Source organism: Bifidobacterium sp. wkB344, from assembly GCF_003688305.1.
Lineage (GTDB): Bacteria > Actinomycetota > Actinomycetes > Actinomycetales > Bifidobacteriaceae > Bombiscardovia > Bombiscardovia mizhiensis.
In genome coordinates this window covers 221491-245991 of sequence record NZ_NPOQ01000009.1, presented here as the reverse complement: position 1 = coordinate 245991, position 24501 = coordinate 221491, and the positions used below count along the sequence as shown (strand labels likewise).

Below are 24501 nucleotides of genomic sequence, written 5' to 3'. Positions count from 1 at the left end.
GGCCCCGTAGCTCAGCTGGATAGAGCAACTGACTTCTAATCTGTAGGTCGAGAGTTCGAATCTCTCCGGGGTCACCAGTCGAACCAGTCCCGTAGCCTGGCAAAAATCCGGCTGCAAGCATCGCACATTCGCTTGTTTACCTCACGACACCCGTAGGATGCCGTGAGCGCCCTTTTCAGCCAGGCTCATCACGTGGTTGACTATGGAATAGTCGCCAGGCTGATCGACCTTGAGCTCTACAAAGCCGCCTTGGGCCGGCAGCAGGGGTAGGACCTGGGCTCCGGCTGATGAGGATGAGGCAGCGTCGGAATTCCCTCGAGAACCTCCACCGATCAGATAGCGGCCCTCAGTCCAGACCGTATCGAACTGGGTCCCCACAATGTGGAAGGACAGCGGCTGATTTGGGCCAGCATCCAGAACCCAGATGCGGACCCTTTGCCCCTTCCCCAGCTTGAGCGGGTGAGCGTCATATTGAAAGGCCCGTCCGTTGAAGGACATAATGTCCGGACTCATGGCCGCCACCTTTTCGGGATCGGCAGTCCCTCCATTGGATCCCAGATAAATTTCAGACTGAACCAGAACATACTCCGCAGCCACTGGCGGTAGGGTGCCGTCATCCACGACCACCGCCCCATACATGCCGTTGGCTATGTGGTTTGACATGGGATCGCTGCTGCAGTGGTACATCCAAATGCCGGCCCGATCAGCAGTGAAGGTGTACAAGAGCTCCTTGCCCGGCTCTATGTTGCGCATCATGGTCTGGGGAACGGCCGGGCCGGCATGAAAGTCGATGGAATGGCTCATGCTTCCCTTGTTTCTGATGGTCACTTCAAAGGTGTCTCCCACCCGACCTCTGAGCACCGGACCCTGAGCCAGTGGCCGCGATCCCCTATCCCTTGGATCGCTCGCGTCATCGAAGCTCCAGACCGTACGCTCGAGCCCTGCCGCCACCTGCTCCTTGCGCTCTTTGACCTCCAACGTGTACTTTCTTGTTCCCGCCTTCCCTTGATCATCCAGGGGTGGAAGAGCCGCCTTGGCAGGGTCGTTCTTCTCGGCCTGCGACTTGAGCTTGGCGGCCGACGGGACATGGCCCAGGGCTGTCTTCCCAGCGGAGGACTGACCTTGCTCGGCAACAATTCCACCCTTGGTCTTGACCTTGAGCTCCATGCCCATCTGGCGATGCCCTGCCAACGAGCACCAACCCAGTGTGTCGCCCCCCAGGACCCCCACGTCAACCGAGGCGCTCTGGCCTACAGGGACGGATCCCGTGCTCTTGCCGTTGGCGAAAACCAGGTCGTGCCGCTGATCCCCGGTGTTTTGAAAATCCACAACCAGCCGGTCGCCTGCCTTGATGGTGATGGCATCCGGCACAAAAGCCATCCCCTTTACCCTGATTGAGGCTCTGCTGGTGTGACCAGTCGGCTGAACGCCCTTCGACGATGCCTCCCGAACGCCCCCGACACTGGGCGCTGCCCCGACCGAAACAGCCAGCGTCGGCCGCAGGACCATCACAATCACGGCGGCCACTAGGACCAGCACAGTAGCCGAGGTGGCAATCAGGTCCGTCCTCAGTGCCAGGGTCCCCGCGCGTTCGTTTTGCGAGCCCTCGGGCTGGCGCCGACGGTAACGCTTGGATGCCAGAACCTGCTTGCCACGAGCAGCCAGATACACCACGGTCAGCATCATGGAGAGAATTCCCAGAACATTCAGGAGGTTTCCCGCCTTCCATAGGGGCGTGTAGAGCCGGATGGCCCCAAGGAGCCTGACCAGCAAACCAACCTGCATAAGTCCCCAGGCACCCCAGAGAAGGGGGTGGAAGGGCAGGGGCCTGCGAATGACCGAGGGGACAATCATGCAGACATGGGCGATAACCATGGTCATGATGAATCCCACAGCCAGCGCGTGCAGCGCCATATCGCCCCAGTAGGTGCTGGAGTCCAGGGGCGCCACCATCCAGATGAGTGCAGCCAGCAGTCCCCAGGCATAGGCCGACAACATGCAGGTGCCCATGAATCCCGGCAGGCCGCCATGGCGGAAGGTCCCCTTGGCCACGTCGTGACTGGCCATGACCAGGAGGAGCAGACCCAGCGACAACCCCAGAAGCGGATAACCGACCGCAGGCGCCATGGCTTGGATCGGCAGCATCAGGACTGTCAGGAGACTGAGACCCAGGATCCCCGATTCAAGACGGATATCCGAAAAGACCGCCCGGGCCAGCTCCACCCGCTCCCCGACGATGGTCAGAATCAGAAAGAAGAGCCAGGTTGGGGCCAGGACCGAGGCGTCCAATCCCGCAACCCAGCCAGCGGCCCCGACCAGACCCACCAGGGATCCGAGAACCTGTATGAGCACCTCTGCAGAAGGCTGCCGACGCCAGATGGCCAAGTACATGGCCGTCAGAACCAACATGGACAAAGTCCATGGAATGCCGCCCAAAAGCTCCACCCTGACCCATGTCGGGACAGGACTGCGGCTTGAAACCAGCAATGACAACAGGCAGAGCAGAGACCCCAGCAGCCCCAAGGCAGGAGCCAAGAATCCCCACGTAGGTTTGCTGGATCCGCCGCTGCGGTAGGCCACTGCCCTCTCCAGGCCAATGGCAGCGCCCAAAAACCCATATACCATGAGCCCGCCGTGCAGATCAGCCAGTGGCACCCTACCTGAGGGGTGAATCAGATCCGCGCGAATCAGCGCCGCTACAAGACCGAGCAGTGCAGCCAGACCTGCCCCTATGAGAAGGGCCATCCTGGACATGGGCACCGCCATTCTGCCGCCGGACTTACGCATCTTCCGGTCATCCTGCATGAGTCTATCCGCCTTGTCCTGGGTTGATAATTGATTTGATAGGTATACAATTTAATCGATGAGTCAGGAAATTCAAGTACCTAAGCAACAGGTTCGAACCTCCCACAAGCGCAGACGCGGGGAGGAGATCCGCTCTGCAATCTTGGATTACCTGCATACGGCGGCCGAAGAGACCGGTATAGGCGTAACCGCACAGCAGGTAGGAGCAGCCTTCGGCATCCATCCGACGACCGCTCGTTTCCATCTTGAACGTCTGGTCGAACAGGGCGAAGCAGTCCGTCAGAGAACAGACAGCGACGATCAATCAGCCGTGCGAGGCAGACCGGCTGTCATCTACTCCCCCACATCCATGAACCGAGCCAGGGAGGATATGATCTCCTCGCTCTGCCTGGCACTGGAAACCGCCTGTCCCGATACAAGGAGCAGGAATGAGGCCGCCTTGAAAGCGGGGCAGGCATGGGGTCGTACTCTGGCTCGGCAGGACAAGATCAATGCAGGAAAAAGCGTGTCATCGAGCATGACACAGACACTGCTGGATGCTCTGACCACCTTAGGTTTTGCACCGGTGAGAGCGCGGCCGGATTCGGCAAGTCTGTATCTGACCGCATGCCCCTTTCTGGAAAGCGTCAGCAACCATCCCATTATCTGCAAGATTCATCTAGGAATGATCCAAGGGCTGGCGGACGGCAGCAATAAGGAGGCCGGCGACAAAAAAGCCAATGTAGTGTTGAAACCCCTGTCATCGCCAAAAGGATGCTTCCTGAAAGTAGCCAAAGCAGACAGTCGATCAAAAAGGAGAGTAAAGCAATGACCTACGTGATTGCCCAGCCCTGCGTGGACGTCAAGGACAAGGCCTGCGTGGACGAATGCCCGGTGGACTGCATCTACGAGGGCCCCAGGAACCTATACATCAACCCCAACGAATGCATCGACTGCGGTGCCTGCGAGCCCGTCTGCCCTGTGGAGGCCATCTTCTACGAGGAGGATCTGCCGGAGGAATGGACCTGGTTCAAGGATGCCTCCGAAGACTTCTTCGCTCAAGTCGGTGATGCCGGCGGCGCCCAGGCCCAGGGACCCTACGATCACGACCATCCACAGGTCGCCGCCCTGCCCCACCAGGATAATTTCGTCTGTGTCCAGCCGGAATCGCGCGGCCAGCGCGCGGTCTGGGTCCGCAAGGACCAAATGGAATGAAGGCCGGTTCAAGCCAGGACGATCACCTGGTCTTCCCAGACTTTCTGGACCGCCCTGTGGAGGAAGCCGCCCGTCTGCTTTTGGGCTGCCTGATCATTCGGGACTACGAATCGGAGGGCGAACAGGCCCGAGTTCGGATCGTGGAAACCGAGGCCTACGATCAAAACGATCCGGCCAGCCATGCCTACCATGGACAATCGGCTCGCAATGCCGCCCTCTTCGGCCCCAGCGGACACATGTATGTCTACTTCACCTATGGAATGCACTACTGCCTGAACATCTCCTGCCAGCAGGACGGGTTCGGCGCCGGTGTGCTGATTCGGGCCTGCCAGCCAGTGCAGGGTCTGGACCTTCTGCGCATCCACAGGCACGGCCGTCACCCGGACCGGGATCTGACCAACGGTCCCGCCAAGCTCTGCCAGGCATTGGACATTGACAAGCGCTACTACGGCCATGACCTTAGAAAACCGCCCATCCGTCTGGCAGCTGGAGGACTGGCCCAGGACGAAACCATCACGGCAACGCCACGAATAGGCATATCCCACGCCAAGGAGACTCTGCGAAGGTTCGTCATCACAGGCAATCCCTACCTGTCTCGATAAGTGAGCGACAATGCTTCACTTTTGGCTCGCACTGTCTAAAAGAGTGGCTTATCGCTCAATGAAGCGTGACTCGACACAGCTCTGGAAGCGGACAAGCGAGAGAATGACTGCAGCCAGCAGAGCGATGATCAGCATGCCCATGAAACTGCCGGTCACCGGATCCAGGCCAAACACTGTTGAGAAAGCCTTGAAGACCCAGGTGGATGCCGTAAAACCAAGGCTGGTGGTGGCTGAAAAGACCCCCATGACCAGCGGATAGCGCTTGTGCTCAGTCAGATTGGACAGATAGTAGGGGCAGGTGGCCATATTGATGGCACTGCCCGACCCAATCAGAAATGCCGATAAACAAACCAGCGGGAACGAGCGAGTGGTCAGGAAGAGCAGGGCGCCCAGGGCCATCAAAAGGAAGGCAACCGGAATGGTCCATTGCCGGCATACCCGCTTGATGCCGTTGATGCTAAGCCCGATCACGACTGAGGAACCCGTGTTGAACATCAGGGCCACCCCGGCTGCACTGGTGCCGCCCAAACCATACTTGGCTATGTAGACCGCGAGCTTGTTGTACAGGACGGCGACCAGGAAAATGCTCAGAAACCCAATGAGAATGCAGGAAATGGTAGCCCACCAGCATTGTCCACTTTTTCGGGAGGACAGTGCCTCAGATCTTACGGCCTTTTCCGACTCCTCTTCGACGGCGCCGACCCCAGGAACCATGAAGATGACCAAGACCAGGGCGGGCAAGGCCAGAAAATAGAGCCAATAGTTGTGTAGCCACCCTCCCTTGGCCAGAAAACCGCCCAGAGCAAGAACCAACATGGAAGAGCCATCCTGAACAGCCAGGACCAATCCCATCAGCGCCGCCAACTGTTCTCCACGGAAGAACCTGGCCGACAGGCTGGGTAGAACCGTAGTGGCGATGCCCACGCCAAACCCGACAACCAAGGCAAACAAGAGCAGCTGGTTTACGCTGTCGTGCACAACAAGGGGCATCAAGCCACCCAGAGCGACACACAGACAGCTGATGCAGGCAGCGGTTCTGAAACTCATTCTGGTCAAGAGCTGACCAAACAGAAGAGCTGAAACTATGGCAGCCGAGGAGCCGATGGAAACCACCGACTCGACAGTGGAAGGATCGGCGCGAGGAAAGGATGCCTGAATGGCCGCCACGGAAGGAGAGATGATGGAGTCAAACCGCGACATGATGGCCAAGGCCATGATTCCGACCAGAACCCCAAGGTTCCGTCTGGTCAATATCCCTGTGTTCTTAGGCTTAGACGCGCACGGGTCCGGTTCCACCGTTGCTGCCTCCCTCTCAATATCAGCGGCACCATTCCTGGTTGATGGGGGTAGTCTACTCCAGCAGCAGGGCCATGCCAACCAACACGACGAGGAAGAGCAGATTAAAAGCGGTATAGATTTTCAGGTAATCGCCTTTCTTGCCCGGATACTGCTTGACCACAGCCTTGTAGGAAATCAGTGAGGCCATTGAAGCGACCAGGGTGCCGAGCCCACCTAGATTGGTGCCCAGAATGATCGGGCGCCAGGCTGTCGAAAAACCTGAGACCAGCAGGGCTGTGGGCACATTGCTGATGACCTGGCTGCACAGGACCGAGGTAATCAAAGGGTGGATATTGACCAGGCCACTGACCAGGTTGTAGAACTGGGGGATCCGTCTGGCATTGCCTATAAAGATGAAGAAAGCCACGAAGGTCAGGAGCAGTCCCCAATCCACATGCAGAAAGACCCGCCTGTCGCAGATCAGAAAAGTCACCGCCACCACCAGAACCATGGCCCACTGGGGAATCAGCTTGGCCACTCCGAGCAGGCAGACAAGAAAGAGCAGGAGGTAGACGGTGATGCGCCATCCGCTGGACTGCTGCATCTCCTTAACCTGAGGCTGTATCCCCTCCTCCCTGGGAGCTAGTATGCTGCGGCGGATCTCTTGCGCATCCATGCCCTCAAACTTGTTCAGATGCTGATTCCTGAAGACGAACCAGCAGCACAGGAAGAGCATCAGGGCTGCAGCCAGGGCATAAGGGGCCATGAGGAGGAGGAACTCCCCGACAGGCATCTCGGAGCGGGCCTTGAGGTATAAGTTATGAGCATTGCCGATGGGCGTCAGCATGCTGCCAACATTGGCACCCAGAGTCATCAGAGTGACGATCAGCAGAGCATGGTTTTCCAGGCCGGCCATGATGAGAACAGCAATGGCGAAGGGCACGAAAGTAACTAGAGCTACATCATTCGTGATGAACATGCTGGAGAAGAAAGGCAGGGAAACCAGTACCAAGGCCAGGCCCCGCACCGAGCGGACACGACTCAGCAGGCTGGCCCCAATGGTATGGAAGACCCCGATGCGCTGAAATCCACAGACCACCATCATCAGGGATCCCAGCTGGGTAAGGGTATTGACGTGGATGTAGCCAAGATACTGCCGGTCGGGAGGAATGAGGATGCAGGATACGAGAGCGATGACTGCCGCGACGACCAGGACGGTCTCGTTTTTCAGCAGTCCGATCACCCGATGTTGCATGGTCACCTCCGGCGAACGAATTCCTCACTTAGTTTACGCGCCCGCCCACGGCTTACAGTGCCTCTCCTGGCGCTATTTTCCGCCCCTAAGACCAAGGTCGGGACACTCGGCGCTACTGGTTGCTGGCCTGCCTAGTCCCGACTTTTGATCCTTGTCGGATACGCATAGAGTCGGATCCTTATAAGGCGTGGAAAGGGGTCCTGCGAATCAGTGCATTCGCGGGACCCCTGTCAGTCGGCAATATTACTTGTCATTCATTCGTTCCGGATCGGGAATCAGATAGGACAGAGCCAGGGCGATCAGCACCAGCACGCCGCCGCCGATCATAGCCGCAATATATCCAGTACGGGCTCCCCCGGACGCCGCCAAGCCGCTCATGCATGCATAGAGGACCGCATAGCTCAGGCCTGAACCCAGGTTGAAGGCTCCGGCGTTGAGCCCCGGCAGATAGCCAGTGTTGTCCGCAGGAGACAGGACCACGCCCAGACCATTGAGCATGATGTTGGCTGTCCCCGCATAGGAGACGCCCAGGATCAGAGAGAGGGTCACCAGGCTCCAGATGCTGGGGGCAAGGCAGACGTAGATGCCAAAGACCAGTCCCAGCACGCTGACCAATTGACCGACTCTCAGAACCTTGAGATAGCCGAAACGCGAGGCGAGCATCCCGGCCACTGGGCCAAAGACCAGACCGACCAGGGCATATGGGGTCAGTGTCGCGAAGGAGACGATGCTGGCCTTCAAGCCGATGCCGACCTCGCCATCCTGAGCCAGGGCCGGAACGATCCCGTTCATAATGGCGAAGACACCGACCATGGTGGTAAGAGTCGTCAGCAGTAGGCCCCAAGTGCGCCGCTGCTTGAGGTAGGTGGTGGTGACCATGGGTGCCGACGTAGTGCTTTCGACTTTCCAGAAGATCATGAAGAAAACCGCAGCTACCAGTATCTCGACGACCACCAGGATCCAGCGCGCCTGAGCCAACTTCTCGACCTCGTTGATAGCCAGGTAGGCCGCCAGGAAGGCGATGCACAGGAAGACCACGCCGGCCCAGTCCATACGGGGGCGATCATCTGCATAGCTCTCACGAGCGAAAAGGGCCACCAAGAGTACGGCAATCACCGCAATGGCCACCATGAACCAAAAGACCGAGCGGAAGCCGAAAGTACCGGCCAACCAACCGCCTAGGATGGCATCCACACCGCCGATGCCGCCGTTGACTGCCGTCAGGACAGACATGAGCCTGGCATAGCGGGCCTCATCGGTCACCTCGGCGTGCAGCATGATCAGGGTCATGGGCACGACCGGACCGGCCACCCCCTGAATGACGCGGCCAATCATCAGTACCGTCACATTGGGCGCCAGAGCGGAAATCACGCATCCCAGGGCCGTCAGGCTCAGCATGCCCAGCAGCACCTTCTTGCGACCGGCTAGATCTCCCAACCGAGGAAGGAAGAGGGAGAAGACCGCACAGGAGGTGAAGAACACCGTCTGAGTCAGGCCGATGCTGGAGCTGCTGGTATTGAGCTCGGTCCCCATGGTCGTCAGAGCCGGCGAGAGCATGGAGGCGTTGAGCTGGAAGGCGAAGACAGCAGCCATGAGGGCCGTCATCAAGGCAACGATAGAAGCGCCAGAGCCGTCAGCGGTCGTAGTAACGGGCTTGCCTGTCTTCGATGCGTCTGTGTTCGAAGTCTTCATTGATCTCATCCAATCGCGGTGATGGCCTTGACCACCAGATCCCAGAATCCCTGGAAGTCCAGCTTGACGGCCACCTGGGTGTGGCAGTCCTCGGCAGAAGGCTCCGGACCGCGTAGATCAGCCACGGTCATTCCGCAGGTCAGGTCCCCGCGCAGTTCCACATCAACCGGACAACGACGAGTGCTCACAATGGACGGGTCGATCAGATAGGCCACAGTGCAGGGATCATGCACAGGCGGATCGACGAAGTCCTGGTTGTCCTGGTAGGACTTGCGGAAGAAGTCCATCAGCCCGCTGACAAAGTGGGCCAGATCGGTGCCGATGCCTTCGATGCGCTGCTGAACCTCCGGCGTGCACAGGGCTTGATGAGTCAGATCCAACCCCACCATGGTGACCGGCCAAGGCTCATTGAAGACGATATGCGCAGCCTCAGGATCCACCTTGATATTGAATTCAGCGACGGCACTCCAGTTGCCCACATGGTAGCCACCACCCATGAGCACGACCTCACGGACACGGTCGACAATGCGGGGTTCCTTGCGAACAGCCATAGCGATGTTAGTCAGAGGTCCTGTGGGAACCAGGGTCACCGTGCCCGGCTCCTCGCGCATGATGGTCTCAATGATCCAATCGACGGCGTGGCCAGGATCCAGCGGCCGGGTAGGCTCGGGAAGCTCGACCCCGTCCAGACCGGTCTGGCCATGGATAGAGGCGGCGACCTCCTGAGGACGCACCAGGGGCCTATCACATCCAGCGTGGACCGGCACCTGGCGCGCATGAGCCTTTTCCAAGACGGCCCTGGCATTGTAGGTAACCTTGTCCAGACTTTGGTTGCCGCCAACCGTAGTCACTCCGATCAGGTCGATCCGCGGATTGCCTACTGCCAGAAGGATAGCCACCGCATCGTCATGACCTGGATCACAGTCCAGGATGATCTTGCGCGTCGTCATATACTCGCCTACACCTTTCTCATGAATATGTCCTGGGCCATATGCTTATGGCCCAGGACATGATACCCCTGATTAGCATTCAATCGATGTAAGCGAGACAGGCTGGTCAGTATCGAATGTGAGTGATCCCACCCACTGCCCAGGCCAGTCGATCCTGAAGCTCAGGATCGACTGCGAATAGTCCCAATCCATGCACCCCTCGTTTGAGCAACACATTAAACTCATGCCGAAGGTTGTCCACAGGATTCATCTCCGGCTCCGACCGCTTATTGGTCGCCAGTGTGTTGCAACTGAGCTTCGGCTCGAATTCAATCTTTCCATTCCTATAAATGACTGATGGTCCAATGATGACCCCTGCGTAGTTGAGGTCAAAACCTTGGATGGTGAAGATTGACCCCACCTCATCGATGGTGAAAGGCAACTCGGCCCAGGCAATCCGGTGATTAGCAGTAGAGTTTCCCTGCTCCTCATATAGTTCGTAATTCCATGGCATGGCGAATTCACCATCCCCGTCTTGACCCTCCTCAGCCCACACCCACTGGCCTGAATCCCCTTGGCGTAGTACAACCTGCCAGTGACGGGAGGAATTCTGTGGATCCGGGTGTTTCTTGTTACTGTAAGGCCAGTCATAGGTGGCTAGGAGTCGGCAAAGGCCCAAAGACCCCTCTCCCCTTTGCTCCTTGTCTTTATAACGAATGAACTCCCTTAAATCCTTAGGCGAATCAAAAACCTTGATCTCATAAGGGTGCTCCGAAGGGTCCGGATGCAGTAATTCAATGACACCATCCTTGGCTGTCATCCGATCCAGCCAGGCACATGTTGCAGGGTCAGCCTGAATACGCATCTGTTGATCCAAACGAACATGACTGACCTGGAAGGTATCCTCGTGCGGATGCTGACCGTCCCTTGACTTTTCGCGGATGAGCATAGGTTGCAAGAAGGTCTTGCCATGCTCAGAACCAGTCAATCCCAGAAGCCGCCTTTCCTGGGCGTCCACGAACTGGGATCCACGCAAGACCTGTTCGGGATCGAAGACCACGATGGCTACTTTTGCCCGCCGCAAAATGTCGTAGAGCTGGTTGCTTCCGGAGTAGCTCTGCGACCCTTGCGTCAGCAGCAGGTGCGCCTCGTCAATCAGCACCACATCTGCCTTGGCATCGACGCTATTCATGGGGTCAGCTGCCCTGCCTGTGGACCGGCCATTTCGATTGGTATGCTTGCTGAACCGGTTAATGAACTGGACAGCCCCAACCACGCACTGGCCGCGTTTCTTTTGCAATCCCAGTTTCAGAGCCATCTGGTTATAGACATTAGCCTGCTCGGCCTGATTGACAATGATGTAGGAACGCTGCCTGGCCTTTGACGAATGGTTATCGTCCTTGCCGTTCAAGTTTCCATAGATGCCATATCGTGCACATATTTGATAGAAGAGATGGCTGAGCAAAACGGTCTTGCCAGTCCCTGACATACCCTGAACGACAATGACCTGGGTATCAGCGTCACCATCAATCTGCACCGGGCCCGTCGACTCCGTCATCGAGTGGAAACCTTCGCCAGGGTTTTGAATAATCACCGACTCCAACACATGCAGAACTGCCTCTTCAGCCCGCCGTTGTTCGTCGGTAAGTTTGCGGAAGGGCGAGGCCTTGAACAGGGCAGAGTCCAGGATCGCCTTCTCTTCCGGGAACAGATCGGGCTCCATTTCGTGCAGAGTCTGCCAAGCCTTGGAAAAGATGCTGTCGAATTCGTCGCTGGTGTAGTACATGTCCTGAGCATTAGTTCTACGGTTCATAACCAGCTTGACCGCGTCGACGCTCTGCATATACCCCATCAACCGATTTTCCATATCCAGAGTCAAGGACTTATTGAAATGGCGATCACCGATGATGTACTGGCTGACTCTGTCCTGATGATTGCGCATGAATTGCACCAGGCGTTCCCAATCCGTCCGAGTCCGTGGATCCAGCTCAATGTGCTGTCTGGTTCGAGAACGAATGTCGTTGGTTTCCCCGACGTAAACCACATAAGGAGGTCCACCGCCATGCTTTTTGCTGCTGTCCCTTTCATCGGCAGAGACAATATATACAGTGGGATAGCGTAGGAACAGCTCCTCAAGCAGCCTCCCCTCCACCTTACTGCCCTGACTGCCAACAGCTTTCGCCTGCTTGTACTCTGCAATAGCCTTGGAAAAATCCTCATCACTGAAATCGCCATAGGGCAGCGTCATCACCACGGGCTGCGGCGCGCTTGATGAATCCATGGTTTTCACTATGCCACGAACCCACACCAATCTCATGGCAGGAGGGCCGACTGATAGGCTCGAAATCATGATCAGCAAAGAAACAGAAACAGCAGTGATGAACTTTGTGCACGAGCGCGACTGGGATCAATTCCACACGCCTGCCAACCTAGCCAAATCAATCTGCATCGAAGCTGCCGAGCTCTTGGAGTGCTATCAATGGGGGGATGATCCCAGGGACGGAGATGAAGGCCACGTGACCGACGAACTGGCAGATGTGCTCACCTATTGCATCCAGCTGGCGGATCGGCTGAATCTGAACATGGATCGGATCATCATGGACAAACTGCACAGGACGGCCGACAGGTATCCAGTGGCCACTTCGCGCGGATCCAGCCGAAAATATCGGCCCCTGCAGTAGACAGATTGATTCAGCAGGTCTGCGCAGCCGGTGACCCCGATTGTTCGAGTCGCTTGGCGATCAATGCTGACAGATCATCCAAGGTGACTCCAACATAGCTATTCATGGAAGCGAACTGGGGACCTGAAGAGGTGTCGACCGGGTTGGTGCCGGTATAGGCCACAGTGGTGGCCCCCGATGCCACAGCAGAAGTGATACCAGTCAGGGTGTCTTCGAAAGCCAAGCAAGAGACCATTTGATCAGGACTTGTGATGCCCAGCAGACCCGCCGCATGCAGATAGGGGGCGGGGTCAGGCTTTTGCGCCAGTCCGTCATCCCCACACACATAGTCGGCAAAAGCCCCGTCAGGAGCCTTGGCGACCACAGCCTGAGCCATGCGGCGTGGCGAAGTAGTGACCAGAATGGAGGGGATGCCAGCCTCAACTAGGTCTGCCAAGATGTCACGGACCCCTTCAATCCATGGCATGTGACGCTCCTCCATAGCAATCACCCCGTCAATCAGCAGATCCGGAATCTGATCCTCTGGAAGGTCAAGACCCCGCTCGCGCATCACCCTTGCTACTTTGGGCAGGGGTTTGCCGGAAACCTGCCAACCCATGTCAGTATTCCAGTCTCCTCCATGCTTGCGCGCTAGATCTACCTCCGCCTGATGCCAGTAAGGCTCTGAGTCGATCAGGGTTCCGTCCATATCCCAGAAGACAGCAAGCGGTCGGCGGTCTTCAACAGACCGGGCTTTGTCAGCCGAACCGGCACGACTTTCTCTCTTTTGATGCTCCTTGTTCATGCATTCACCCTATCGGCAGGGCTTGTCTTGAGGATGGCTCCACCCCCGCACTACTTAGCATGAAGATCTGGCCATGGAGCAGGCAATAACTCATCCAGGCTCACATTAAGCACTTGAGCAACTGCCATTATGTTGATCAAACTGGGATTGGCTGGACTCCCAGGCCGTGACTGGCCATGCTCCAACTGTTGATATGCAAACCGAGAAAGGTTGGCATTATAGGCGACGAACTCTTGGCTGTAATGTAAAGCCGTTCTTCGGCGTTGTATGTTCAAGCCTAATACCACGGCGTATTCCGCCCATCCACTCGGTACTTGAGAATGTGCCACAAGGCCAAGCTATTCATAAAAAACAGATTGTCATGCCTTACCGGTAATACTATATCAGTAAGGCATCACCTGTTTTCTGAAAGGGGTCCATTACTGTGCTCTGTCTTGCACCAAAACTGGGTCTGTCGTAGTCGTTGCTGGTTTCGGCACCCATATATCCGATGAACAAAGAGGATCATCAATGAAAGAAACAATCCTGGACGACTACGCAAACATCTTGAAAAGGATGAATCCATGAGAAAATCCAACATTATTCATAATCCGGCCATCGGTCTGGCCATTTCCCTAATTCTCTGTCTGGCGTGTGGACTTATGTCCAATCTGGCTCAAACCGATGGGGGACGCGTTACCAAGGAAACACTACAGATTGAATCGCCCTCAGGCCACCGATTAAGCATGGATATGCTCCAGCCAAAATCGGCTTCTCCTAAGCACCCGGCACCTGCCATTGTCTTTGCTCACGGAGGCAACACCAACAAGGAGAAAAGCGACGATTTCCAGATTGAGTGGGCTCGCAGAGGTTTCGTCGTGGTATCTTTCGACCTTTATGGCCATGGCGAGTCCGAAATTCTCAATGACCAGGAATGGCTTGTGAACGGACGCGGATTGTATGACACGGTGGAATACCTCACCTCTCTCCCCTTTGTCGATGCTGATCGGATAGGGGTTTCAGGGCATTCAAGAGGCGGAAACACCATCCATGAATCCATCCTGATCGACAACAAGCGCCAGCATCCACTGATCAAGACCGTGCTCTATGTCAGCCGAGACCCTGTCTATAAGGACAACGAGACGGCAGCCTTCGGGTATGTTCCCGGCAAGACGAACGTCGTCGAAGCAGCCAAGAAGAACACCAACGGTAAGTATTTCAACTACTACCGCGAGCGCACCGTAGGAGTACTCGCCGGCAAATACGACGACTACTCTTTCAAGGAAAAAGATACGTCAACTGGCAAAATTAAGCCCAACCCGCAGTACCTCAAATCAAATAACGCACGGTCCTTCCTCAACTTCGGCATCACGCCCACTGACCATACACCTGCAGGGATCAGCGGCCGGTGGTACCGCAAGCAGATCAATGGCCATCAAGCCTCACACGTCATTTATATGGAGAACGGGACGCACGGAACAGTGCTCTTCCTATCCCAACCATGCACCGATGCTGTTCAATTCATGGTTAGGGCTTTCAACATGAAAACCGACCTTGCCGACAGCAATCATATCTATCCTGTCAAAATGATCGGAGGGCTTCTTGGACTGATCGGCCTCATGCTCTTCATGGTCTATGGAACACTCTGTCTGGTCAGAACCAGCCTCTTCAAAAAGGCCGGCTCAGAGGAACCGGCACGCATGCGTCAAGCTGATGCCTATAAGGGAGGTTCAGTATGGCTTTGGGTCTGCCTGCTGTCGGCCACCGCCTTCTCAGTTGCCAGCGCCTTGACGTTGTTCGGGCTGAAAGTCGACAAGCATATCGGCAACTACTTTCGGCAAGGTATGCCCTTGTTCTACGGTGTGTGGGGCTGTCTGAATGCCATATTCATGATCGCGTTGACAATTCTGTGGTACCGCTTGTATGCGCGAAAGAGGGGGACTAAAGTCTCGGATCTTGATCTGCCCATCGGTGGAGGAAGACTTTGGCAGACAATAACGCTTGCACTGACAGTCAGTCTTCTGGCTATATTGCTGATCTTCACATGCAAGTTCCTCTTCAACTCCGATTTCCGGTTCTGGTACTGGGCCGCCAGACCATTTACCGCCGACAAGATTCCTGAGATGCTCAAGCTACTGCCCTTCTTCCTTGTAGCCTACGAAACCACATCGGTCTTCATCAATAGCCTGAATTACTCCACCTCATTCGGGAGGAACTCAACGGCCAACATAGGTCTGCTGGCATTCTTCAACATGCTGCCGGCTCTGCTTATAGCAGTGGTTGGATACGGGTATTTCTTCGTCACTGGAGTCAACGGCCTGTTCGGTAACAACACACAGATACCAGACTGGATGCTGACACCCTTGGTCCCGCTGGCTGTCATGCCTCTGGTGACCCGGGCGATCTACCGTCACACCAGAAATCCCTATCTGGGTGGCATCATTACCGCGATCATTGTTACTGTGATGACCTGCATCAACTCACAGATATCCTTCCCCGCCTAACGGGGAGACCACACCAACCCCAGGTCCTCTCCGTCCCTGTCTACAAGGAAAACTTCGACAAGGACAGGGAGGACCAACTTACATGACCACCAGTTCACTCGGTGTTGCCGAAGACCTGGTTGCGCAAGTTGTTACGCTGGGTCTCGTATTGAGTGAGTTGGCCAAGAAGATCGAACTTCTCCTGACCGTCGGGCAACTGATTCATCTGATGCTTGACCGAGGCAATCAGCCGCATGTAGGTGGCATCCAACAGCCTTGCCAACAGCTCTGAGGCATACTGACGCTCCTCCGGGCTAGGCTGCCTCAACTGAACATCCGCTTCTTTGGAGCCCTCGCCCCGGTCTTCTTTCTTATTGCCTCTCTTGGAGCCCGGTCCCGAGTCCCGCTGCTTATCCTCCTGCTTATCCAGATTCAGCGGCAGGGGCATGACGGCCAGCTCATTGATGGCCGACTCTAGCATGGGCCCGCCAGCCTTGGTCAAATTATGCATCCACAGCCCCTGGGGCGTCTTCCTGTCGGGCAGCCCTCCGGCGGCCTGCACAGCCCGATAGAGTGAGCGGAAAATCGGAACCTCGAAACTGTCTGGGCTCAGCTGGGTGAAGGCATCCGATCCGACTGCCCTAGGAATCTGGATGAGCACCCCCATGAACTGCTGCTCACAAATGAAGACAGCATCATCGATGTGATGATAGCCCTGTCGGAGGGCATCATCACGTTGTATCCTGCGACGTTGCATGGCATCATCACTGCCCTGGCCCGCACGACCCTCCGTTTCACCCGCGCCGCGGTGAGGAGTGCGGACCGCATAGGCATCCTGGTCCTTCACATGCAGCTTGCGACGAGCCCTGTTGACCTCCTGGCGCAGCAGATCCAGATCCACGCCGATTTTTCTGGCGGTCTTGCGGGTATAGGCCCCCACCAGGGAGCGATCCCTGATCTGGGCCAGAATGGGTGCTACGGCCTTAACCGCCCCCATCTGCCCGGTAGTGTACTGGGTATCAAACATGGCCACGGCGGTGTCGATGACAAAGTCATACAGCGGTCGGGCGTGCTCGACCAGGGAACGCACGGCCTCATCGCCGTAGCGGATGCGCAGATCGCAGGGGTCCAGATTCTCCCGGGCCACCGCCACGAAGGTCTGCGTCAGAAAGCTCCCGTCAAGGCCAAAGGCATGCAGAGCGGCCTTCTGCCCGGCAGCATCACCGTCGAAGGTGAAAACCACCCGGGAGCCCTGGACCGGCCCCACCAGCTGAATGGCACCAAGGGCATCGTCGGAGATGAGCCGGCGGACGATCTTGGCATGGTCTTCACCGAAGGCAGTACCGCAGGTGGCTACAGCTGTGTCGACACCGGCAAGGTGGCAGGCCATGACATCGGTATAGCCCTCCACGATAACCACCTGTCGCTTTTTGACGATGGCGTCCTTGGCCAGATCAATGCCGTAGAGCACCTGGTTCTTGCGGTAAAGCTGGGTGTCCGGCGTGTTGATGTACTTGGCGTTGATGCCGTCATCCTCGTAGAGCTTGCGAGCGCCGAAACCCAGGGTGCGGCCCGTGGAATCCCTGATAGGCCAGGTGACCCTGCCCCGGAAGTAGTCATAGACCCCCCGCTGCCCTTTTCTGGCCAGCCCTGCATCCAGCATCTCCTGCTGGGTGAAACCCTTGGTGGACAGATGGCGCACCAGGTTGTCCCATCCGCGTGGGGCGTATCCGCAGCCGAAATGCGCGCTGTCTGCCTGGGAGAAGGTTCTGCCCGCCAAGAGCTTGCGCGCCGCCAGCGCCTCCTTGCTCATAATCTGCGAAACGAAGAAACGCTGGGCCTCCTCGTTGGCCTCCAGCAGCCGGGAACGTTTGGACCCGCGACGCTTGTCCTGACGGGAGTTTTCGTAATGCAGCTCAATCTGGTACTTGTCTGCCAGAATCTCGACGGCATCGCCGAACTCGACGTTCTCCTCCTGCTCCACGTAGGTAAAGACATCGCCGCCCAGGCCGCAGCCGAAGCAGTGCCAGACCCCCATGGAGGGACGCACCGAAAAAGAAGGAGACTTCTCGTCGTGGAAGGGGCATAAGCCCATGTATGTGCCGGAACCGGAAGGCTTCAGAGTCACGCTTTCAGAGACGATCTCATACAGATCGGCCTTGGCTCTGACCTTCTCGATGTCTTCCTTCTTGATCATTCCGGACATGACACCCAGCCTACCGGCCCAGGCCGATGTGTTGCGCCCGGCATAAATACCGCAGGCCTAGGGGCAGACCAGGGAATGCAGGGCCAACGCCGAGCCGTCGGTAAGAGAGGCCACCTGGTCGATGGCCACCCGCAATCGCTCCCCGTCCGAACCTGCCTGGCGCCAATCCTCCAGGAAGACATCCTCCAAGGCATCAGAAGGTGCAGGCGAGTCGGCCATCATCACCTCAACCAGATCGGTCACAATCTTCAACTGCTCCTCGTGGAAGGGTTCCTTCTCCCGTGGCGCCATGACGAAGTAGACAGCAATCCCCTTCAATGCCACAATCTCATAGGAGGTTCTGGGAGGAATGACCAGTCCCGCCGAGTACCTGGTCAAGGGGCCTTGGCCGTGACGGCTTCGCGTGGCCGCCTCCACGGAGTCGGCAAAGCGACCGATCAGGTAGCTGGTGGTGTTCTTCAACGTAGCCAGGGCCCGGCGTGAACCGTCAAAGCCCGTCGGCAGCATGCTACGGACGGCCTCCAAGGCTTGGACCAGCTGGTCGGCATCCCATCGGTCGCCATACCAGGATCGGGCGGCCCGGACCACACCATCAATAATCCTGGGCTCAGCCAGCCGCTCAGGCGCGAAGGACCCGACCACGATGGCATCCTCCACATCGTGGACGCTGTAGGCGATGTCATCAGCCAAGTCCATGACCTGGCACTCCATAGGCGTGCTGGCCGGCGGCGCCCCCTGCTTAAGCCAATGGAAGACCTCTTGGTCGTCAGGATAGACGCAGAACTTGGCGGTCCTCTCCCCCTTGGGATGGGCCGAGGCCTCGGCCAGGGTCCAAGGATATTTGACCGCAGCATCCAGAGCGGCCCTGGTCAGATTGACTCCTGCTGAACGTCCATCCGGATGGAAGACCTTGGGCTCCAGCCTGGTCAGCAGTCGAAGGGTCTGTGCATTGCCCTCGAATCCCCCAATATCCGAGGCCAGCGAAGACAGGGCGCGTTCGCCGTTGTGGCCGAAGGGCGGATGACCCAGGTCATGGGCCAAGCAGGCACAGTCCACTACGTCGGGATCGCAGCCCAGCATGGTGCCAATCTGCCGGCCGATCTGGGCCACCTCCAAGGTGTGGGTCAGCCGTGTACGGGCAAAATCGTCAGTGCCGGCGACCAGAATCTGTGTCTTAGCCCCCAACCGACGCAAGGCTGAAGAATGGACCAGACGTGCCCTATCGCGTTCAAAGGCGGTCCTGCTGCTGGTCTTTGGGGGCTCTGGCGCCCACCGTTCCTGATCCTGGGCGGAGTAGCCCTCGGCCAGCAGGCGGGATCCGCCCTCCTCGTCAGTGCCCATCAGGCGCGCCCGCTCCGTTCAGTCCAGATTATCCACGACCACCACTTCAGTGGGCACATTGCCCGCCGTTGCCTTTGAATAGGGGCAGAGCTCCTGAGTGCGTTCCACCAGACGGGTGGCCAGATCACGATCAACTCCGGGCAGGCAGACCTCAATCAGCGCCTTGATGCCGAAGGACTCGCCCTGGTCACCAAGGGAGATATGAGTGCGCACCTTGCTCTGGGCCAGCTTGGTGGCTGGCACACGCAACTCCTTGCCGGCCAGTCCCATGGCTCCCTGGAAGCAGGCGCCCCAGCCGATGGCGAAAAGCTGCTCGGGGTTGGTACCCTGGCCCTTGCCCCCCATGGCCTTGGGTGTGTCCAGATCCAGGGAGAGATCGGGCTCATGGCTGTCCGCATGGCCCTCGCGGCCACCGGTAATGTCAGCTACGGCTGTGTATGAGATGTTGCTTGGTTCATTTCCTGTGTATGTAGTCATAACCTCATCTCACCACTTATATTGCCCCTTGACAAGGCCTCAAGCCTAGGTTCTACCTGTGATAGTGGTCTCAAAGGATGGATTCAGGGGCAATCAGGTGCAGATCGTCGGGGCCGACTACCTCACGTACGCCCAGATAGAGCCGTGGAATCCGATTACTCAGACAAGTGAAAATCTCATAGCTAATGGTGTCAGCGGCACGGGCCCAATCATCAGCGGTTGGCTCGGCCTGATCCTCCCCCCGACCTGGCCCGAAAAGAACAACGGTATCGCCTTCGCTAACTCCCAAGTCGGAAGCCATGCCTTTGAGATCAAGAACGCACTGGTCCATGCAGACCCTGCCAGCGACGCGAACCAACTTGGGTCCTTGGCAAGTCATCAGACGGACGGGGCCACCCAGGCGCTCTCGGCCCATGGCGCCCTGGCGGTCGAAGCCTGAGGCAGACCGGTGAATCCCGTCGCCGTATCCCAGGGGCATGATGGCCGTGCTGGTGGGCTTCTCAGTCAGATAGGTGCGACCATAGGAGATGCCGTGACCGGCCGGCATATCCTTGACAGTGCCCAGCTGGGCCTGAAGGGTCATTGCTGGACGCAGACCATAATCGGCCGAAACCCCCATGGAGGGATCAGGCTCGTATCCGTACAGGCCGATGCCCGGACGGGTCAGGTCATAACGTATCCCGGGACGGGTGAGCGTTGCGGCAGTGTTGGCCAGATGCCGGATTTCAGGTTTCATGCCAGCGGCCGTCATCCTGTCAGAGAATTCCTCAAAGAGGGCGATTTGCTCGTCAGTGGACGACATAAACTCCTCCACGCCAGGCATGTCGGCCACTGCTAGATGGCTGAAAAGCCCGACGGGCTCCAACAGCCCCTTGGCAGCCAGGCGGGAGAGCTCGCGCAGGGCATCCCCGAAGGTTTCGGGAGTAAAGCCGTTGCGCCCGAAGCCGGTGTCCACCTTGATATGGACGCGTGCAGGCCTGCCGACCTGATCTGCCGCCTGCGCCGCCATGTCCATGGTCTTTAGGGAACCGACGCCCAGGTCGATGTCAGCCTGGATCAATTGATCAAAGGGGGCGCGATCCCCATTGAACATCCAGGACAGAATCCGGCAGCGGTCGGAACCGATACCCGCCCGACGCAGGCGCAAGGCCTCGCTGGCCTGGGCCGTGCCGAGCCAGGTGGCCCCGCCGGACAAGGCCGCCAGGGCGGCAGGAATGAGCCCGTGTCCGTAGGCATCGGCCTTGACCACACCCATGACCGCAGCACCAGGATTCGTGGAATGAACCAGATTCACCAGAGTGGCCATATTGGCCTTCAAGGTCCGCAAGTCCACGATAATCTGCCCAGGGTAGGCCCGAAGAGCTTGCTCGTAATGCCGCTGGCCCTCGGGCCCGGAGAACCGCCATGCCGGTGCTGCACTCAATGTCATGGCTCCATTGTGCGACGGCGCTGCGACGGTCGGCCTCCGCCCTCAGACGGCGACCAAGCGCTTGGCAGCCCTTTCACGCTCCGCCATGTCAAGGGGGCGGTCGTGCCGCTGATAGGCCACCCGCACGTTCTCGATCTCCTTGTTCTCAGGCATGATGATGTTGCCGCAGCGCGTGAAGCCATGAGTCTCCAGGATGTGCTGCATGGCGTAGTTCTTCAATCCCGTGTCGGCGCGAATGTTCTCGTACCTGCGCATGCTCCAGTCAAGCAGGTCCCCGGCCGCGTGACGCCCCAGTCCCGAGGCAGCCACCCGATGAATGGTGGTATAGGGCCGGTCGTCCAGCCAGCTGCCATCGATGACCCGATAATCGGGTTCCGGGTCATGGAAGAGAGCGAAAACGCCGATGATGCGCTCGTGGCTGCCCTTGTGCTCGTCCAACTCAGGTTCAGGGTAGGCGGGATCCTCGGGAATTTGATCCATACTAGCTGCATCGTCAACCAAGAGCATAGTGTGGCCCCCGGCGATGTCCTCGCGGATGCGTTCAGGCAGGGGGTACTTGTCCCCCCACTGGCGCGGGTTGCCGGTCTCGGCCATCCGCTTTCTGGCGTAGGCGTAGACAGGCATGATCGCCTCAAAGTCGTCCATGGTGGCATGACGGATCCAACGTGCAGTTTCCATCGTGTAGCTGCTCACTGTGGCTACCTCTTTCTCGACCGGTGCGGCAGGGACGAAACCCGCCCCCGCGATTGCCGAAGTACGAGTGTATCCATCAGCAGGCAGTCACGAAGTGAGTACGCATTGAGCGAATCGGGGAATAGTTTGGGCTATTCTGCGCTCTCCTGAACCCGGCCTTCCGAGCGCAGACGACGGGCACGGGTCAGGTTGACCACGCTATGCCGACTGACCAGACGGGTTGGCATGACCACATGCCGCTGGAACTCCTTACCCTGGCGCGCATCGAGGATCATTCCCACCGCCATCCTGGCCATCAGATCAAATGGCTGGTCCACCGTGGTAAGGGCAGGCATCAGATAAGAGGACGGATAGACGTTGTCGAATCCGACCACGGACAGATCCTGCCCGGGCTCCAGCCCACGTTCGCGAGCCGCCCTATAGATATTGACAGCTGTCAAGTCGTTGCAGGCCAGAATCGCAGTCGGACGCTGATCGCGGTCCAGCAGATCGCAGGCGGCTTGGTATCCCCTGTCAGGCAAATAGTCCCCCTGCTGAACCATGCTCGACGGCAGGCTGGCACCAATGGCTGCTAATGCTGCCCGGTATCCAGCCAGTCTGGCTTGCGCGGATTGCACATTCGCCGGTCCGGCGATAACGCCAATGCTCCGGTGCCCAGCATCAAGAAGGCATTTGGCCGCTTGGTATCCTCCAGTCCAATTGTCTAGCGTTATGCTCATATCCTCGTCGCTGACCAAATCCACCGGATCGACCGCCACCAGGGGAATGCCTCTTGCTTTGAGCACATTCTTGCCCTCCTGGTCTATGGAGGACATCTGGGTGATCACCCCCAGCGGGTTACGATCAATGATCCCCCTCAGACATTCCTCAGCACGTCGCTGGTGATCAGTCTGTGTCACCGTCAAAGCCAGACCGGCATCCAAGGCCCATTTCGAGGCATAACGTATCATCTCGATGGTGCCATTGTTGGCAATATAATCCACAACCAGCTCAATTGTCTGAGCAATTTTCGTGCTGACAAGCGGATGCGCATAGCCCTCGTCTGCCAAAGCTTTTTCGACCCTTCGACGGGTTTTTGCCGCCACGCCCGGTCGACCGTTGATCACCTTGGAGACGGTCGAAGCAGAGATGCCGAGCTGCTCGGCTATGGCGCCAACGTGGGGATTGCCTGGTTCCTGTCTGGCCATGTGCGTCCTTTCCATTACCCACCAATCGTAACCAACGAAGCACCAAAAGCATCCATGTCGGATTTAGAATTTTTACATCTCTAATTTTCAAATTTCTATTTCTACGCCTATACTGAGGTATACGTTCACAAGATTGGCAAAGGAGCCACGATGAGTACTATCACTGCGGTGAAAACGTATGACTTTCGTTTTCCCACTTCTCTGACCCTGTCAGGGTCGGATGCCATGAACAAGGACCCCGACTATTCAGCCGCCTATGTGGAAATACACACCTCGGCTGACGACGGCATCAAAGGTTGTGGCCTGGTCTTCACCATCGGACGAGGCAACGATGTTGTTTGCAGAGCTATAGATTCCATAGGAGAGACTCTGCGTGGCCTGGAGGTTGAACGTCTGCTGGACAGCATGGGCCTGGCCTGGGACCTATTGGTCCATGACTCACAGCTGCGCTGGTTGGGGCCCGAAAAGGGAGTCGAACACATGGCCATTGGCGCACTGCTGAGCGCCCTGTGGGACATGAAAGCCAAAAGGGAGAGAAAACCTTTGTGGTTGCTGCTGGCTGAAATGGATCCTGAGGATCTTGTCAGCACATTGGACTTTAGATACCTATCCGATGCTCTGCGCCCCGAGGAAGCCATAGATATCCTCAAGGATGGGCAATCCGGCAAAAAGGAGCGCATCGAGGACATTCGCCAGCACGGATACCCCGGTTATTCGACAGCACCAGGCTGGCTTGGCTACAGCGACGAAAAGATGGTGGAGATCGCCAAACGAGAGACTCAGGAAAAGGGCTTTAAGCAAATCAAGCTCAAGGTAGGCCAGAACCTCGATGATGACATACGCCGTCTGGGACTGGCCAGGGATGCCATCGGCCCTGACGTCCGCCTGGCCGTCGACGCCAATCAGGTCTGGGATGTCCCTCAAGCCATTGATTGGATCAACCACTTCCATGACTTCGACCTGGCATGGGTCGAAGAGCCTACCAGCCCCGACGACATCATCGGCCACGCAACCATTGCCAGAGCCATTAATCCCATACCCGTGGCAACCGGAGAACAGATGCAGAACCGCATCATGTTCAAGCAGTTCCTGCAGGCTAACGCCTTCGGCATCATGCAGATCGACGCCACCAGAGTGGCGGGCCCCCAGGAGATAGTTCTGGAATACCTGCTGGCTCGCAAGTTCCACAAGACAGTCTGCCCCCACGCCGGCGGGGTCGGATTGTGCGAGATGGTCTGCCACTTCGCCATGTTCGACTACGCAGCCGTCTCCTGCACCACAGAGGGCCGAATGATCGAGTACGTAGACAACCAGCACGAATATTTCGTGAACCCCGTGCATATCAGCCAAGGCATGTATCAGGCACCGACCGCTCCCGGCAATGGAGCCGAAATGACCGTGGAAACCGCACAGCGCTACCTGCACCAGGAGTGAGAGCGGCCCACCTCAATCAAAATCCGGTCCAATCACTGGACCTCTAACAAAT

20 protein-coding genes and 1 tRNA gene are annotated in these 24501 nt (G+C 57.6%); 7 read left to right on the top strand and 14 right to left on the bottom strand.

Annotation, left to right across the window (positions count from 1 at the left end):
- Nucleotides 1-77: transfer RNA gene (locus CI601_RS02585), tRNA-Arg, on the top strand.
- Between the two features lie 64 nt (nt 78-141).
- Here the strand turns inward: CI601_RS02585 and CI601_RS02580 are convergent.
- Complete coding sequence (locus CI601_RS02580; RefSeq protein WP_024626637.1) at nt 142-2805, bottom strand: multicopper oxidase domain-containing protein; 2664 nt, start codon at nt 2803-2805, stop codon at nt 142-144.
- A 58-nt stretch (nt 2806-2863) separates the two neighbouring features.
- Between CI601_RS02580 and CI601_RS02575 the strand changes: the two genes are divergently transcribed.
- From CI601_RS02575 to CI601_RS02565, 3 genes are read left to right on the top strand one after another with little or no spacing between them, the layout of a single operon-like run.
- Nucleotides 2864-3616, top strand: a complete 753-nt coding sequence (locus tag CI601_RS02575) for a metalloregulator ArsR/SmtB family transcription factor (RefSeq protein ID WP_024626638.1) — start codon at nt 2864-2866, stop codon at nt 3614-3616.
- Nucleotides 3613-3999, top strand: coding sequence for a ferredoxin (gene fdxA, locus CI601_RS02570; protein WP_024626639.1), 387 nt, complete (start codon nt 3613-3615; stop codon nt 3997-3999). Before CI601_RS02575 ends, fdxA begins: the two co-directional genes overlap by 4 nt.
- Nucleotides 3996-4601, top strand: a complete 606-nt coding sequence (locus tag CI601_RS02565) for a DNA-3-methyladenine glycosylase (protein WP_024626640.1) — start codon at nt 3996-3998, stop codon at nt 4599-4601. The genes fdxA and CI601_RS02565 overlap by 4 nt, the downstream gene beginning before the upstream one ends.
- Before the next feature lie 48 nt (nt 4602-4649).
- On the opposite strand, the gene CI601_RS02560 is transcribed toward CI601_RS02565, so the two are convergent.
- The 5 genes from CI601_RS02560 to CI601_RS02540 form a co-directional block, all read right to left on the bottom strand.
- Nucleotides 4650-5852 carry an MFS transporter gene (locus tag CI601_RS02560; protein WP_121914164.1) on the bottom strand — a complete coding sequence of 401 codons (1203 nt, stop codon included), beginning with the start codon at nt 5850-5852 and terminating at the stop codon, nt 4650-4652.
- A gap of 100 nt (nt 5853-5952) precedes the next feature.
- A complete protein-coding gene (locus CI601_RS02555) occupies nt 5953-7134 on the bottom strand; it encodes an SLC13 family permease (RefSeq protein WP_024626642.1) in 1182 nt (393 codons plus the stop codon).
- 243 nt (nt 7135-7377) lie between these two features.
- The gene (locus CI601_RS02550; RefSeq protein WP_253269553.1) at nt 7378-8739 is read right to left on the bottom strand and encodes an MFS transporter; all 1362 of its coding nucleotides are present in this window, start codon (nt 8737-8739) and stop codon (nt 7378-7380) included.
- A gap of 92 nt (nt 8740-8831) precedes the next feature.
- Nucleotides 8832-9776, bottom strand: coding sequence for a nucleoside hydrolase (locus CI601_RS02545; RefSeq protein WP_024626644.1), 945 nt, complete (start codon nt 9774-9776; stop codon nt 8832-8834).
- A 106-nt stretch (nt 9777-9882) separates the two neighbouring features.
- Nucleotides 9883-12036: a DUF2075 domain-containing protein gene (locus CI601_RS02540; RefSeq protein ID WP_024626645.1), complete on the bottom strand. Its 2154-nt coding sequence runs from the start codon at nt 12034-12036 to the stop codon at nt 9883-9885.
- Here CI601_RS02540 and CI601_RS02535 point away from each other — a divergent pair.
- Entirely contained in the window at nt 12035-12436 is a 402-nt protein-coding gene (locus tag CI601_RS02535; protein ID WP_395947992.1) for a nucleotide pyrophosphohydrolase, read from the top strand. The genes CI601_RS02540 and CI601_RS02535 overlap by 2 nt on opposite strands.
- 10 nt (nt 12437-12446) lie before the next feature.
- Here the strand turns inward: CI601_RS02535 and CI601_RS02530 are convergent, their stop codons facing one another.
- Nucleotides 12447-13220: an HAD family phosphatase gene (locus CI601_RS02530; RefSeq protein ID WP_024626647.1), complete on the bottom strand. Its 774-nt coding sequence runs from the start codon at nt 13218-13220 to the stop codon at nt 12447-12449.
- Nucleotides 13221-13270: 50 nt separating this feature from the next.
- Nucleotides 13271-13507 (bottom strand): helix-turn-helix domain-containing protein, encoded by a 237-nt coding sequence (locus CI601_RS02525; protein WP_231575814.1) that lies wholly within the window; start codon nt 13505-13507, stop codon nt 13271-13273.
- Nucleotides 13508-13783: 276 nt separating this feature from the next.
- Between CI601_RS02525 and CI601_RS02520 the strand changes: the two genes are divergently transcribed.
- Nucleotides 13784-15703 (top strand): CocE/NonD family hydrolase, encoded by a 1920-nt coding sequence (locus tag CI601_RS02520; protein WP_121914163.1) that lies wholly within the window; start codon nt 13784-13786, stop codon nt 15701-15703.
- A 94-nt stretch (nt 15704-15797) separates the two neighbouring features.
- Here CI601_RS02520 and dnaG read toward each other — a convergent pair whose 3' ends face one another.
- The 6 genes from dnaG to CI601_RS02490 all read right to left on the bottom strand — a co-directional run bounded on the left by dnaG (nt 15798) and on the right by CI601_RS02490 (nt 23015).
- Complete coding sequence (dnaG, locus tag CI601_RS02515) at nt 15798-17888, bottom strand: DNA primase (RefSeq protein ID WP_024626649.1); 2091 nt, start codon at nt 17886-17888, stop codon at nt 15798-15800.
- Between the two features lie 57 nt (nt 17889-17945).
- Nucleotides 17946-19229 (bottom strand): deoxyguanosinetriphosphate triphosphohydrolase, encoded by a 1284-nt coding sequence (locus CI601_RS02510; RefSeq protein ID WP_024626650.1) that lies wholly within the window; start codon nt 19227-19229, stop codon nt 17946-17948.
- A gap of 18 nt (nt 19230-19247) precedes the next feature.
- Nucleotides 19248-19706 (bottom strand): Ohr family peroxiredoxin, encoded by a 459-nt coding sequence (locus CI601_RS02505; RefSeq protein ID WP_024626651.1) that lies wholly within the window; start codon nt 19704-19706, stop codon nt 19248-19250.
- 70 nt (nt 19707-19776) lie between these two features.
- The gene (gene alr, locus CI601_RS02500) at nt 19777-21135 is read right to left on the bottom strand and encodes an alanine racemase (protein ID WP_024626652.1); all 1359 of its coding nucleotides are present in this window, start codon (nt 21133-21135) and stop codon (nt 19777-19779) included.
- Between the two features lie 42 nt (nt 21136-21177).
- Nucleotides 21178-21813, bottom strand: a complete 636-nt coding sequence (locus tag CI601_RS02495; protein WP_024626653.1) for a hypothetical protein — start codon at nt 21811-21813, stop codon at nt 21178-21180.
- 146 nt (nt 21814-21959) lie between these two features.
- A complete protein-coding gene (locus CI601_RS02490) occupies nt 21960-23015 on the bottom strand; it encodes a LacI family DNA-binding transcriptional regulator (protein WP_051354076.1) in 1056 nt (351 codons plus the stop codon).
- 150 nt (nt 23016-23165) lie between these two features.
- Here CI601_RS02490 and CI601_RS02485 point away from each other — a divergent pair, with 150 nt between their 5' ends.
- Nucleotides 23166-24449 (top strand): enolase C-terminal domain-like protein, encoded by a 1284-nt coding sequence (locus tag CI601_RS02485; RefSeq protein ID WP_024626655.1) that lies wholly within the window; start codon nt 23166-23168, stop codon nt 24447-24449.
- The last annotated feature ends 52 nt before the right edge of the window (nt 24450-24501 follow it).